Source organism: Caulobacter sp. GW821-FHT10F06 (assembly GCF_058809215.1).
The window spans coordinates 125,385-137,392 of the sequence record NZ_JBXASK010000004.1; the positions used below are offsets into that span (position 1 = coordinate 125,385).

Annotated in this window: 15 protein-coding genes; 6 read left to right on the forward strand and 9 right to left on the reverse strand. The window is 68.2% G+C overall.

From position 1 onward, the window contains the following. Window positions 1-816 (forward strand): SDR family NAD(P)-dependent oxidoreductase, encoded by an 816-nt coding sequence (locus tag AC1RUS_RS09955; RefSeq protein WP_492915550.1) that lies wholly within the window; start codon window positions 1-3, stop codon window positions 814-816. 50 nt (window positions 817-866) lie between these two features. On the opposite strand, the gene AC1RUS_RS09960 is transcribed toward AC1RUS_RS09955, so the two are convergent. From AC1RUS_RS09960 to AC1RUS_RS09980, 5 genes are all read right to left on the reverse strand, one after another. Beyond that, window positions 867-1,433 carry an OmpA family protein gene (locus AC1RUS_RS09960; RefSeq protein WP_492916284.1) on the reverse strand — a complete coding sequence of 189 codons (567 nt, stop codon included), beginning with the start codon at window positions 1,431-1,433 and terminating at the stop codon, window positions 867-869. A 340-nt stretch (window positions 1,434-1,773) separates the two neighbouring features. Further along, on the reverse strand, window positions 1,774-2,181 hold the full coding sequence (locus tag AC1RUS_RS09965) for a DUF6491 family protein (protein ID WP_492915552.1): 408 nt from the start codon (window positions 2,179-2,181) through the stop codon (window positions 1,774-1,776). A gap of 129 nt (window positions 2,182-2,310) precedes the next feature. Next, window positions 2,311-4,899, reverse strand: coding sequence for an ATP-dependent chaperone ClpB (gene clpB, locus AC1RUS_RS09970; RefSeq protein WP_492915553.1), 2,589 nt, complete (start codon window positions 4,897-4,899; stop codon window positions 2,311-2,313). A gap of 98 nt (window positions 4,900-4,997) precedes the next feature. Beyond that, window positions 4,998-5,750: a M48 family metallopeptidase gene (locus AC1RUS_RS09975; RefSeq protein WP_492915555.1), complete on the reverse strand. Its 753-nt coding sequence runs from the start codon at window positions 5,748-5,750 to the stop codon at window positions 4,998-5,000. 70 nt (window positions 5,751-5,820) lie between these two features. After that, the gene (locus tag AC1RUS_RS09980) at window positions 5,821-6,264 is read right to left on the reverse strand and encodes a thioredoxin domain-containing protein (protein ID WP_492915557.1); all 444 of its coding nucleotides are present in this window, start codon (window positions 6,262-6,264) and stop codon (window positions 5,821-5,823) included. A gap of 141 nt (window positions 6,265-6,405) precedes the next feature. Between AC1RUS_RS09980 and AC1RUS_RS09985 the strand changes: the two genes are divergently transcribed. Beyond that, window positions 6,406-6,777 carry a hypothetical protein gene (locus AC1RUS_RS09985; RefSeq protein ID WP_492915559.1) on the forward strand — a complete coding sequence of 124 codons (372 nt, stop codon included), beginning with the start codon at window positions 6,406-6,408 and terminating at the stop codon, window positions 6,775-6,777. 4 nt (window positions 6,778-6,781) lie between these two features. Here the strand turns inward: AC1RUS_RS09985 and AC1RUS_RS09990 are convergent, their stop codons facing one another. Beyond that, entirely contained in the window at window positions 6,782-7,447 is a 666-nt protein-coding gene (locus AC1RUS_RS09990; protein ID WP_492915561.1) for a M23 family metallopeptidase, read from the reverse strand. 202 nt (window positions 7,448-7,649) lie between these two features. Further along, complete coding sequence (locus AC1RUS_RS09995; protein WP_492915563.1) at window positions 7,650-8,315, reverse strand: O-methyltransferase; 666 nt, start codon at window positions 8,313-8,315, stop codon at window positions 7,650-7,652. Between the two features lie 92 nt (window positions 8,316-8,407). Here AC1RUS_RS09995 and AC1RUS_RS10000 point away from each other — a divergent pair, with 92 nt between their 5' ends. After that, window positions 8,408-9,040: a TetR/AcrR family transcriptional regulator gene (locus AC1RUS_RS10000; RefSeq protein ID WP_492915565.1), complete on the forward strand. Its 633-nt coding sequence runs from the start codon at window positions 8,408-8,410 to the stop codon at window positions 9,038-9,040. A gap of 4 nt (window positions 9,041-9,044) precedes the next feature. On the opposite strand, the gene AC1RUS_RS10005 is transcribed toward AC1RUS_RS10000, so the two are convergent. Beyond that, window positions 9,045-9,311, reverse strand: coding sequence for a hypothetical protein (locus AC1RUS_RS10005; protein ID WP_492915567.1), 267 nt, complete (start codon window positions 9,309-9,311; stop codon window positions 9,045-9,047). A 299-nt stretch (window positions 9,312-9,610) separates the two neighbouring features. Between AC1RUS_RS10005 and AC1RUS_RS10010 the strand changes: the two genes are divergently transcribed. From AC1RUS_RS10010 to AC1RUS_RS10020, 3 genes are all read left to right on the forward strand, one after another. Further along, window positions 9,611-10,252: a LuxR C-terminal-related transcriptional regulator gene (locus AC1RUS_RS10010; RefSeq protein WP_492915569.1), complete on the forward strand. Its 642-nt coding sequence runs from the start codon at window positions 9,611-9,613 to the stop codon at window positions 10,250-10,252. A gap of 95 nt (window positions 10,253-10,347) precedes the next feature. Further along, on the forward strand, window positions 10,348-10,548 hold the full coding sequence (locus tag AC1RUS_RS10015) for a TetR/AcrR family transcriptional regulator (RefSeq protein WP_492915570.1): 201 nt from the start codon (window positions 10,348-10,350) through the stop codon (window positions 10,546-10,548). After that, complete coding sequence (locus AC1RUS_RS10020; protein ID WP_492915572.1) at window positions 10,533-10,973, forward strand: TetR/AcrR family transcriptional regulator C-terminal domain-containing protein; 441 nt, start codon at window positions 10,533-10,535, stop codon at window positions 10,971-10,973. Before AC1RUS_RS10015 ends, AC1RUS_RS10020 begins: the two co-directional genes overlap by 16 nt. A 4-nt stretch (window positions 10,974-10,977) precedes the next feature. On the opposite strand, the gene AC1RUS_RS10025 is transcribed toward AC1RUS_RS10020, so the two are convergent. Next, a complete protein-coding gene (locus AC1RUS_RS10025; RefSeq protein ID WP_492915574.1) occupies window positions 10,978-11,895 on the reverse strand; it encodes an AraC family transcriptional regulator in 918 nt (305 codons plus the stop codon). Between the last annotated feature and the right edge of the window lie 113 nt (window positions 11,896-12,008).

Consider the following 12,008-nt stretch of genomic DNA (forward strand, 5'->3'; position numbering starts at 1 on the left):
ATGAGCACTTCCAACGCCAAGGGCACGGCTGTCGTCACCGGCGCATCCACCGGCATCGGCGCGGTCTATGCCGACCGCCTGGCCAAGCGCGGCCATGACCTGATCCTGGTCGCCCGCGACGAAACCCGCCTGACCGCCCTGGCCGAGCGCCTCCGCGCCGAGACCGGCGTCAAGGTCGAGGTGATCCGCGCCGACCTGACCAGCAAGACTGACCTGAAGGCCCTTGAAGAGCGCCTGGCCAGCGACACCGCCATCGAGGTGCTGATCAACAACGCCGGCATGGCCGGCTTCAGCGGCTTCGCTTCGGCCGACCGCGACGGCCTGGACACCATGATCCAGCTGAACGTCACCGCCGTGACCCGCCTGGCCGCCGCCGCCGCCTCGAACTTCGTCCCGCGCGACAAGGGCGTGATCGTCAACATCTCGTCGGTGGTCGGCCTGCTGCCGGAGTTCAAGTCGCCGGTGTACGGCGCGACCAAGGCCTTCGTGACCTACCTCACCCAGGGCCTGCGCGAGGAGTTCGGCGCCTCGAACGTGCGCCTGCAGGCCGTGCTGCCGGGCGCCACGCGCACCGAGATCTGGGAGCGCTCGGGCATGGACATCGACGCCATCGACCCGGAAACCGTGATGGACGTCGCCGACCTGGTGGACGCGGCCCTCGAGGGCTTCGACCAGGGCGAGCTGATCACAATCCCGTCCCTGCCCAACGCCGGCGATTTCGACGCCTACAACGCCGCCCGCCTGAAGCTGGCCCCGAACCTCTCGCGCCGCCTGCCGGCCGACCGGCTCCGGACCAGGAAGTCGGTCGCGGCATAAGGGAAAACACCGTCGGCGCGGGAGCTCACGCCCGCGCCGACGATCCCCCGTTAGGACAGCACCATCACCACCACGCGGCGGTTCTGGGCGCGGTTCTCGCGGGTGTCGTTGGGGACCACTGGGGCCTCCTCGCCGTACGAGATGGTGGCCATGCGGTTCAGGGCGATGCCGTGCTGGCTGAGATACTTGCGCACCGTCTCGGCGCGCTTCTCGCCCAGTTCCTCGTTATAGGCCGGGCCGCCCGAATTGTCGGTGTGGCCCTGGATCTCCAGATAGACGTTCTTGTTCTCGCCCTTCAGCTTCTCGGCGAAGTCGTTGAGGCGCTGTTCGGCCTCGGGCGAGAGATTGGCGACATTGACCGGGAACTTCACCGAGTCGTCGCTCAGCACCATCGAGTACATGAACTTGCCCTCGGCCAGCTTGCCGGCGGCGGTGGCGCGCTCCAGGGCCTCGCGGGAGGTCTTGTCTAGTTCGCCGATCTGGGCGTCGTGCTGGGTGACCCGGGAGTCGACGGCGCCGACCTGGGTGTTGACGTACTTCTTGGTGGCGCAGCCGCTGACCGCCAGGCCGGTCATGACCAGGCCGGTGACGGCCGCCATCTTCAGGGTTCGCATCATCATGGGTGGAGGTCTCGCAAGTTGATCCGGGGCCGCGCCGGAACGCGACCAGGCAGCTAGGCCGCCAGCTCATCTTGGCCGAAAATGGGCGTGTTCTGGGCCGCTTTGGCGCCAAGCTTTACCATTGGAATCAACGACTTCTATATCCGCGCGCAAGCGCAGGAGCCGCCATCGGGTTCCACAAAAATATCTGCGATTTTCGCGTTTGTCGGGCGCTCGACAGACCCGCCGACACCGTTTCGGCCGCCCGTTCACCCCATGTTGTAGACCTCGAGTCCCGATGCAAGCGCAGCCGGGATTCGACAATTCAGAAAGTTATCCACAGGGCAGCGCTGTCCCCCTAAGGCCGCGCTTTCTTGGGCAGGGCCGCGACCTCTTCGGTGGTCAGCTTGCGCACAGAGGAGACCGGGCAGGTTTGCAGGCCTGGGCCGGCGTTGCGGGTCACGATGTCGAGGCCGGCGGTCGGGCCCTCGCAGATGAAGGACTGGCCGCGCGAGGCCAAGCCCAGGGAATGCACCCAAGACAGGTCGAAGCAGTTGCCGAACATCTGGAGCTGATAGACGTCGCGCACCCCGACCCGGACATAGAGGTTGTGGTCGTCGGCGGCGGCGAAGTTGTTGGCGCTCTGGGCGTGGAAGCAGGCGCGCTCGGGCTTGGGCGGCTTGGACATCTTCGCGGGCTCGGCTTGAGCCGCTGAGCTCAGGGCGACGGCCGCGACGGCGGTCAGGGTGGCGAAGGTGCGGTTCATGGGTGGTCTCCGAGGCGGCGCGAAGACTGCCGCCTATCACTCGAACGCGCCAGTCCGTGACCTTGCGCCTCGGCGTAGCTTTCGGACGCCGGGCGGGCGTCCCGTTCGGAACGCCCGCCTCAACTTGCCCTACTGCAGCGTCGCCTTGCCGATCGCGAGCGCCCCGTCCTGGACGCCGACGGAGATCACGCCGCCGTCTTCCAGTTCGCCGGCCAGAAGGCGACGGGCGATCGGGTCGACCAGTTCCTTCTGGATCACGCGCTTCAGGGGTCGCGCGCCGTAGACCGGGTCGTAGCCCTTGTCGCCCAGCCAGTTCAGGGCCTCGGCGTCCAGCGCCAGGGTCATGCGGCGGTCGGTCAGCAGCTTTTCCACCCGTTGCAGCTGGATGCGGACGATGTCGGCCATGTTCGCGCGGCCCAGCCGCTTGAACAGGATGATCTCGTCGATCCGGTTGAGGAACTCGGGGCGGAAGTGGCCGCGCACCACGTTCATCACCATCGGGCGCACCGCGTCGACATCTTCCCCATCCTCCTGGTTGGCCAGGAATTCGGAGCCGAGGTTGCTGGTCATGATGATCAGCGTGTTGCGGAAGTCGACCGTGCGGCCCTGGCCGTCGGTCAGGCGACCATCGTCCAGCACTTGCAAGAGCACGTTGAAGACGTCCGGATGGGCCTTCTCGACCTCGTCGAACAGGACCACCTGGTAGGGACGCCGACGCACGGCCTCGGTCAGCGCGCCGCCCTCGTCATAGCCGACATAGCCGGGAGGAGCCCCGATCAGGCGGCTGACCGAGTGCTTTTCCATGTACTCGCTCATGTCCATCCGGGTGATGGCGTGCTCGTCGGCGAACATGAACTCGGCCAGGGCCTTGGTCAGCTCGGTCTTGCCAACACCGGTAGGACCGAGGAACAGGAAGCTGCCGATCGGGCGCGAGGGATCCTGCAGGCCGGCCCGCGCGCGGCGAACCGCGTCGGAGACGGCTTCCAGGGCCTCGTCCTGGCCGACCACGCGGGCGCGCAGGGCCAGCTCCATCTGCAGCAGCTTTTCGCGCTCGCCTTCCAGCATCTTCTCGACCGGAACCCCGGTCCAGCGGCTGACCACGGCGGCGATCTGCTCGGCGTCGACAACCTCGGGGGTCAGCGACTTCTGCGTCTGGCCGTCGACGGACTCGGCGGCCGCCAGACGGGCTTCCAGGGCCGGGATCTCGCCGTACTGGATCTGGCCGGCGCGGGCGAAATCGCCGGCGCGCTGGGCGGCGGCCAGGTCGGCGCGCAGACGGTCGAGGGCTTCACGCGCTTGCGCGGCCCCGCCCACCTTGTCCTTCTCGGCCTTCCAGCGGGCGGTCATGTCGTCGGACTGGCCCTGCAGGTCGTCGATCTCGTCTTCCAGCTTTTCCAGGCGCTGGCGGGAAGCGGGATCGGTTTCCTTGCTCAGAGCCTCGCGCTCGATCTTCAGCTGCACCAGGCGACGATCGATCTCGTCGAGTTCTTCCGGCTTGGAGTCGATCGCCATGCGGACGCGGCTGGAGGCCTCGTCGACCAGGTCGATCGCCTTGTCGGGCAGGAAGCGGTCGGCGATGTAGCGGTTGCTGAGCGTGGCGGCGGCGACGATGGCCGAGTCCGAGATGCGCACCCCGTGGTGGACCTCGTACTTCTCCTTCAGGCCGCGCAGGATCGACACGGTGTCTTCCACCGTCGGCTCGCTGACGAACACCGGCTGGAACCGGCGCGCCAGGGCGGCGTCCTTCTCGACGTGCTTGCGGTACTCGTCCAGCGTGGTGGCGCCGACGCAGTGCAGCTCGCCGCGCGCCAGGGCGGGTTTGAGCAGGTTGGAGGCGTCCATCGCCCCGTCGCCCTTGCCCGCGCCGACCAGCGTGTGCATCTCGTCGATGAACAGGATGATCGAGCCCTCGGCGGCCGTGACCTCGTTGAGGACCGCCTTCAGGCGCTCCTCGAACTCGCCGCGATATTTCGCGCCAGCGATCAGGCTGCCCATGTCCAGCGACAGCAGCTTCTTGTCCTTCAGGCTTTCGGGCACGTCGCCATTGACGATGCGCAGGGCCAGACCCTCGACGATGGCGGTCTTGCCCACGCCGGGTTCGCCGATCAGGACGGGATTGTTCTTGGTGCGTCGCGACAGGACCTGGATGGTGCGGCGGATTTCCTCGTCGCGGCCGATCACCGGGTCCAGCTTGCCGTCGCGGGCGGCCGCCGTCAGGTCGCGGGCATAGCGTTTCAGCGCCTCATAGCCTTCCTCGGCATTGGCGCTATCGGCGGTGCGGCCCTTGCGGATGGCGGCGGCGGCAGTCTCCAGGCTCTGGGCCGAGACGCCGGCGTCCTTCAGGACCTTGGCCGCGTCCGCGCCTTCCTTGGCGATGGCGATCAGCAGGCGCTCGGTGGTGACGAAGGCGTCGCCGGCCGCTTTCGCGCCCTTCTCGGCTTCGGCGAACACGCGGGCGGTGTCGGGCTTCATGTAGAGCTGGCCGCCGGCGCCGTCGACGCGGGCGGTCTTGGCCAGCAGGGCCTCGGTGGCGGCGTCCACGGCTTCGGGCCGACCGCCGGCGCTTTGGATCAGGGCGCGGGAAAGGCCGTCCTTCTCCTCAAGCAGGACTTTCAGGAGGTGTTCGGGCGCGAACTGCTGGTGGCCGCGCGCCAGGGCCAGGCTTTGCGCCGATTGCACGGCGTGCTTGGCGCGGTCGGAATAGAGGTCGATGTTCATGGTGTCCCCTGGTTAGGCGGATCGGGACGCCTCGCCTTGATCAAGCACAAGCCGTCCGCGAGGGGGATGTAGGTGTGGCCCATCGGCCACACAAGGCGTCACCAGCCCTTGCTGGAAATATAGGCCTGCAGGGCGGCGATCCGCGAAGCGTCCGAGGGGTGGGTGGAGGCGATCTCGGGCTTGCCCGAACCGCCGCCCGCCTGGGTCAGGGCCTCCATCTTGCGCCACAGGGTCACCGCCTCGCGGGGCCGGTAGCCGGCGCGCTGCATGAAGTCGACGCCCAGGCGGTCGGCCTCCAGCTCGTGCTTTCGCGAGAATGGCAGCAGGAAGAGATATTGGCTGGCGTCGCCGCCGTACGATTTCAAGCCCCGGCCGAAGTCGGAGCCGCCGGCCGCCGCGCCGGCGATGCCCAGCAGCAGACTGGAGGTGCTCTGCTGCGAGGCCCGCTCGGCGGCGTGGTGGGCCACGACGTGGCCGGCCTCGTGGCCGATCACGGCGGCCAGCTGATCGTCGTTGTCGACCAGGTCCAGCAGGCCCACGGTCACGCCGACATGGCCGCCGGGCATGACGAAGGCGTTGGGGGCCTCGTCCAGGAAGACCACATAGTCCCACGGCCGGTCGGCCAGGCCGGCGGCCGCCACCACCCGCTGGCCGACGGCGCGGACGCGGGCGTTCTTGCGGGCGTCGCTGGAGACGTAGCCGGTCTTGAGGGTGTTGGCCCACGCCCTGTCGCTGGCCTGGGCCAGGCTGTCGTCATTGACGATCAGCAACTGGTCGCGCCCCAGTTCGGCGTTGTAGGCGCAACCCGACAGGGCCAGCGCGGCGAGGGCGATAGAGACGGAACGGCGCAAGTGAGGCTCCGGCGGAGTTTGCTTCAGCCTTGATACACAGAACCGCGCCGGGTGAGCAAAGGGGGCGGCGCTAGGCCGGCGCCTTGGCCAGGCCCTGACGAGTCCAGCCGACGATCTGGTCCAGGCTCATCGCGCCGGAGGAGCGGGCGGCGAGCGCGCCGTCGCGGAACAGCAGCAGGGTCGGAATGCTGCTCACGCCCAGCTTGGACGACACCTCGGGATGGGCCTCGGAATTGAGCTTGAGCAGGCGCACAGCCGGCTCCAGACGGGCGGCGGCGGCGGAGAAGCTGGGGGCCATCGCCCGGCAGGGGCCGCACCAGGGCGCCCAGACGTCGACCAGCAGGGCGACGCCTTGGGTCAGGCGGCGATGGCGATCGAACTGCTCGCCCGAGACCTCGGCCGGGGCGCCGGCGAAGAAAGCGGTCTTGCAGCGTCCGCAGCGGCCCGCCGTCGGGTCGCGGTCGTCGGGAACACGGTTGGCCGCGCCGCAGGAAAAGCACACCAGTTGAGCCATGACGTCGTCCTTCGGGTCTCGTCCTTCTGGACCCTCGTCGTCTTCAAATGGGGAGAACACGGAAACGTCCAAGACCGGCGTGTCGCGAGGGTGTGGAACTTACCAACCCGTTAACGCTTCTTGTCTTGCGAGGACAAGCTGATGCGACCCCAATCTGCCGCCCTGATCGTCTGTGGAGTCCTCGGCCTGACCGCGATCGCCGGCTCGGCCTCGGCCTGCTCGGCCCCGGCGCCCGCCCCCGGCGCGGTCGTCAGCGGCCCGGTGCTGGCCGTTCCCAACAGCCAGACCGTCTGCGTGGCCACCGGCTCCGATCCGTCGCAATGGGTGGCCCTGCGCATCGCGGGCTCCGGCCCGGACGTGTCGGTTCCAATGGTGATGGCCGCCGTCTTCGCCAAGCGCGTGTCGTGCCAAGTCGGCGCAGGCGGCCTCGCCCGCTGCACCGTCGGCGAGGAGGATGTCCGCGACGTCCTTCGCCGCCCCACCCTGCGCGCCGTCGCCGTCAATTGGCGCTGAGCGCCTAGGCGCGAACCACCAGCTTCGGCGTGATCAACTCGGCCGCGTTCACGCGTTCGCCGCCGGGCTGCATGACTTCCAGATGCACGTGGTCGGTGATGCCCGGATAGTGGCCCTGAAGGCTTTCGACCCGGCCGATGGGCTGGCCCAGGCGGACGGTCTGGCCAATCTCGACGCCGGGGTTCACGTAGAAGGCGCGCGCCACATAGCCCAGGGCCGGATTGGTGATCTCGACGAACTTCAGGTCGGTGGAGCCGGCATAGGCGTAGCCGATTTTGGTGACATAGCCCGAGATCGGAGCCTTGACCGCCTGGCCGGCCACGGCGGTGTAGTCGACGCCCTCGTGGTTGCGCGAGCCGCCGTCGCGGCGAGCCCCGAACTGGCCGTCGCCGAAGTCGTCGTGGCCGCGGGGGGCCGCGCCGGTCGGGTTGGCGAAGTCGGCCGCGCCGTCGCCGTCGATGTCCGCGCCGCTCCAGACCAGCTCCTTGCGGACGGGCTTCTGGGCCTTGGCGGCCATGTCGTCAAGCAGCCGGCGCATGATCGGCGTAGGCGCATGGCGGGCGGCCTCGGGGGCCTCCATGGCGGCCACCACCATCGGCGCGAAGACGAGGGCCAGCCCGAGGGCGCAGCGCGCCGCGGGGGTGAAGGTCTTCGCGGCGGATGGCGTCATCAAATTACCTTCAGTTGTCGCGGGATCGATTTTCAGGTTTCGGCGTTGCGGTGACCTATTAACCAGATATGGCGAAGACGTGGCGAAGCCACTGCGACCTCTGGCCGCGCCCTCTTAACCGTCAAGCTTGACGGGAATGCCGAAGATGACGTCAAACATCCCGCCAATGCTCAAGTCTCCGTTAGCTTGACCGTGAAGATGCTCAACCGATCCGCATCGAAAGCTCGACATCCTCGGCGAACGGCGTGGAGAGGTAGCCCTGAGAGGGATCGCGCACGCGAGCTAGGTAGTCGGGGCTGTAGTCGGCGTTGTCGGCGACGATGAAGGCGCCCGGGCGCAGGCGGCTTTCCACCAGCGCCAAGACCTCGGGATAGAGCGCCTTGGCGCCGTCCAGCAACAGCAGGTCGATGGACTCGGGCAGGTCGATGGCCAAGGTCTGGAGGGCGTCGCCGACGCGGATCTCGACTAGGTCGGCTAGGCCGCCGGCGTCCAGGTTCTGCTGGGCGCGCGCCACCTTGGAGGGCTCGAACTCGCTGGTGATCAGCCGGCCGCCGCCATTGTCGCGCAGGGCGGCAGCCAGGTGCAGGGTCGAGATTCCGAACGAGGTCCCGAACTCGACTATGGTCCGGACGCCGCCGCCGCGCGCCAGCATGTAGAGCAGCACGCCGGTCTCGCGCGAGACAGCCAGCGGCAGGTCCTTCAACTGGCCGTAGAAGTCGAGATAGTCGGTCTTGGAGCGCATCAGGCGTTCGCGGTCCTGCGGCGACAGGGCGGCGACCGCGGAGTGGGTCGCCGGCGAGGCCGCGTCGGCCGCGGCGAACAGGCGGTCCAGCAGCGGCGCGAGGGGCGCGGAAGTCAGGGTGCTCATGGGGTTTTCCGGATCTGAACGGCGCGTCCTTGCGCCCCCTCAGAAATGCGACTAATTCGTCAGGTTGACTATTCGCATTGCCTGGAGGCGCGATGACCGATCGCCCAAGCCCTCGGATTTCCTCGCGAAAACAGCCCCAGCAGGCCCGTTCGACCGAGCTTGTGGCGGCGATCCTGGAGGCCGCTGTTCAGGTTCTGGCCAAGGACGGCGCCCAGCGCTTCACCACCGCCCGGGTGGCGCAGAAGGCCGGGGTCAGCGTCGGCTCGGTCTATCAGTACTTCCCCAACAAGGCCGCGATCCTGTTCCGACTGCAGAGCGACGAGTGGCGCCAGACCACGGACCTGCTGCGCGCCATCCTGCAGGACACCGGGAGACCGCCGCTGGAGCGCCTGCGCGCCCTGGTCCACGCCTTCGTCCGCTCCGAGTGCGAAGAAGCCCAGATGCGCGTGGCGCTGAACGACGCGGCCCCGCTCTATCGCGACGCGCCCGAGGCCCAGGCCGCGCGAGTGTCGGGGACCGACATCGTCCAGGCCTTCATGTTGGAGGTGCTGCCCAACGCGCCGGACGCCGTCCGGGCGATGGCCGGCGACCTGATCACCACGACCCTGAGCCAGGTCGGCAAGCAGTTCTCGGAAACGCCGCGTACGGACGTAGAGATCGAGACCTATGCCGACGCCATGGCCGACATGTTCCGCGCCTATCTGCTGAGCCTGGGGCGAGCTTGAAGCCTCAGGCGGTGTTTCGGCAGCGCGTTTCCAGATAGCCGAGGGCGGCCAGGGTGGCGGACTCGGCGGTCTCGCGGTCCCCCGTCGACCGGCTGACTTCGAAGCGACGCCAGGCCGCTTCCATGGTGGTGAAGCCCAGCAGCATGGCGCTGCTGACCGCCCGCTCGAACGGTGCGCGGCCGGCGGCGCTCTCGTCAAGGATCCAGCTGAGATCGTCCCGCGCCTTGGCCAGGAAGCGCGCAGCCGCGTCGGCCCCGACCCCGCGGAGCATGTCGTCAAGGCGAGCATCCAGTCCCGCGCGTTCGTCCGGGCCGATGGAGAATGTTGGTTCTGGCAACGTCGCCGCCTCGCCCGCCGGGATCGATCACGCCGTAGCACGGCGCGCGTAAAAAAGTGAGTTATTCATTTTTATCGTGGTCGTTCGGCGACCAGGGCGACGGTGAAAAACGCCTCCCAAGCTGCGTTCTTCCGGAAATTCTTGCAGCTTCGAGGTGCGACATTTGGTGAAAGTGACCGCACGTTGTTTTTTAAGCATGCTCTCCATGGCGATCACGCTGGGAAAGTCTGAGTATGAAACGCGTACTGGTCGTCGACGGCCACCCCCTGGCCCGAGACGGGCTTGGCCTGGTGATCAAGCTCATCTGGCCCAAGGCCAGCGTGATCGAGGCCGGCAGCCTGGCCGAGGCCGAGCGCGAAGCGGTGGGTCGCAAGATCGACCTGGTGGTGCTCGAACCGTTCTTGGACGACGCCCGGGGCCTTTCGGCGCTGATCCTGCTGAGGAAAGCTCTGCCCCGCACGCCGGTCATGGTCTTCTCGGCCAGTCGCGAGATCGACGCCGCCGCCCGCAGCTATCTGTTCGGCGCCGTCGCCCATCTTCCCAAGTCGGCGGCCCTTCCCGAGATCACCGAGGCCCTGCGCAAGGCCGCCAGCGGCGAGCAGACCTTTGTCCAATGCGAGCCCCTGCCGGCTCCGTCCGCCGAGGTGCAGGCCGCCAAGACACACTTGGCCGACCTCTCGGCCATCCAGACGCGCGTGCTGCTGAAGGTCGCCGAAGGCCGCCTCAACAAGCAGGTCGCCTGGGAAATGAACCTCAGCGAGGCGACCATCAAGGCGCACATGTCGGCGATCTTCCGCAAGCTGCACGTGGGCAATCGCGCCCAGGCGATCCTGGCCGTCCATCCCGTGCTGCAGGACAACCGACTGGCCGCCTGACGCGTCGCGACGCAGCGTAAAGGTGGTAAATAGCGCATCGACAGCCTGAAATTGTCTGCATACTGTCGGGCGTCCAGTAAATCGGCAGATCGTCGATGAAGCACCCGCCGCCTCGCACCCGTCGTGGAGCCAAATACGACGCCATACTGCGCGCCGGACGCGCGCTGTTCCTGGCCCATGGCTTCGCCGCGACGCGGGTCGAGCCGATCGCCAAGCTGGCCAAGGTGTCGACCGCCACCCTCTACGCCTACTTCCCCAACAAGAGCGCCTGTTCGAGGTCGTGGTCGCATCGATGATCGCCGAGACCCGGATGACCTTCGAGACCGACGCGCCGAACCTGGACGCCCGGCAGCGCCTGACCCGCTTCGCCGACGTCGGGGTCGACTTTCTCAGCCGGCCGACCATCCGCGCCTTGCATCGCCTGATGGTGGCCGAGGGCGGACGGTTCGGCGAGACCCGGACCTTCTTCGAGCAGGAGACGCGGGCGCGGGCGCGCACCGAGGGCGTGGCCCTGGTCGCCGACCTGGTGCAGCGGGGCGAGCTGGTCGACTGCGACGTCGACCGCGTGACCCGGCAGCTGATGGGCATGGTCGAGAACGACGTTCTGGTCCCAGCCATGCTGGCGGCGGACGACGACTTCGTCGGCGTGGGCAAGGCCCAGGCCAGCGGCGACGCGGTCGACACCATCCTGCGCGCCTACGGGACCGGACGGCAGATCTGAAGGTCTATTCCGCAGCCAAGGGCGCGCGCAGGGCCTCGATGTCGCGCGCCGGCGACAGGCCGTAGAAGCGGCGATATTCGCGGCTGAACTGCGAGGGGCTCTGGTAGCCGACGTTGAAGCCGGCCGCCCCGACGTCCAGCCCCTCGGCCAGCATCAGGCGGCGCGCCTCGTAGAGGCGAAGCTGCTTCTGGTACTGCATCGGCGTCATGTTGGTGACGGCCTTGAAGTGGTGATGCAGCGAGGACTCGCTCATGCCCACCCGGTCGGCCAGGACCTCGATCCGCAGGGGATCAGCGAAGTGCTGGCGCAGCCACGAGACGGCCTTGGCCACCCGCGCGCCCTGGCCCTCGCCCATCGACACCCGCAGCAGCCGCGCGCCGTCGGGGCCGGTCAGCAGGCGCCACAGGATTTCCTGCTCGATCAGCGGCCCCATGGCGGCCAGGTCGGCGGGGCGATCCAGCAGACGCAGGAGGCGCAGCATGGCGTCCAGCAGCTCGGACGACGCGGCGTGGACGGCCACCCCGCGCCGACACTGGGACTGAGCCGGGACCGGCGTCGGGGCCGGAGCGCGGCTGACCAGCTCGGCCAGGCTGACCGGATTGATCGCCATGCCCACGCATAGATGCGGCTCGGACGGGCTGGCTTGGGTGATGCGCGACGTCACCGGCAGGTCCAGCGCCACCAGCAGGCAGTCGCCGACGCCGTAGTGCAGCTCCTCGTCGCCGATGCTCAGGCACTTTCGGCCCTGGACCACCAGCCAGAAGCTGGGGCGCTGGGCCGCGTACAGCGGCTGGGACGGATGATCGCGACGGGTGAGGAACAGGCCCTCGACGGGCGAAGCGGGTTCGAGGCCGCCCGTGGCGTAACGGGTGACGATCTGGGCGAGCTCGCCATACACGTCGAACGGGACGGAGGTGGTCAAAGGCTTGGTATTCCTGGCTTTCGCGACGCTCGCTTTCTACGCCCGCGCCCGTCGGCTGAAAACCGCTTCGACCGCGCTTTGCAGGATCGTGCATGACACTCGGAGGATCGGCG

Excerpts from the sequence above, each read along its gene's own strand:
- AC1RUS_RS10005 (WP_492915567.1), bottom strand. The coding sequence starts at position 9,311 with ATGCTCCGCGGGGTCGGGGCCGACGCGGCTGCGCGCTTCCTGGCCAAG.
- AC1RUS_RS09995 (WP_492915563.1), bottom strand. The coding sequence starts at position 8,315 with ATGAGCACCCTGACTTCCGCGCCCCTCGCGCCGCTGCTGGACCGCCTG.
- AC1RUS_RS09965 (WP_492915552.1), bottom strand. The coding sequence starts at position 2,181 with ATGAACCGCACCTTCGCCACCCTGACCGCCGTCGCGGCCGTCGCCCTG.
- AC1RUS_RS10015 (WP_492915570.1), top strand. The coding sequence starts at position 10,348 with ATGAAGCACCCGCCGCCTCGCACCCGTCGTGGAGCCAAATACGACGCC.
- AC1RUS_RS09990 (WP_492915561.1), bottom strand. The coding sequence starts at position 7,447 with ATGACGCCATCCGCCGCGAAGACCTTCACCCCCGCGGCGCGCTGCGCC.
- AC1RUS_RS10010 (WP_492915569.1), top strand. The coding sequence starts at position 9,611 with ATGAAACGCGTACTGGTCGTCGACGGCCACCCCCTGGCCCGAGACGGG.
- AC1RUS_RS10000 (WP_492915565.1), top strand. The coding sequence starts at position 8,408 with ATGACCGATCGCCCAAGCCCTCGGATTTCCTCGCGAAAACAGCCCCAG.
- AC1RUS_RS09985 (WP_492915559.1), top strand. The coding sequence starts at position 6,406 with ATGCGACCCCAATCTGCCGCCCTGATCGTCTGTGGAGTCCTCGGCCTG.
- AC1RUS_RS09980 (WP_492915557.1), bottom strand. The coding sequence starts at position 6,264 with ATGGCTCAACTGGTGTGCTTTTCCTGCGGCGCGGCCAACCGTGTTCCC.
- AC1RUS_RS09960 (WP_492916284.1), bottom strand. The coding sequence starts at position 1,433 with ATGATGCGAACCCTGAAGATGGCGGCCGTCACCGGCCTGGTCATGACC.
- AC1RUS_RS09955 (WP_492915550.1), top strand. The coding sequence starts at position 1 with ATGAGCACTTCCAACGCCAAGGGCACGGCTGTCGTCACCGGCGCATCC.
- clpB (WP_492915553.1), bottom strand. The coding sequence starts at position 4,899 with ATGAACATCGACCTCTATTCCGACCGCGCCAAGCACGCCGTGCAATCG.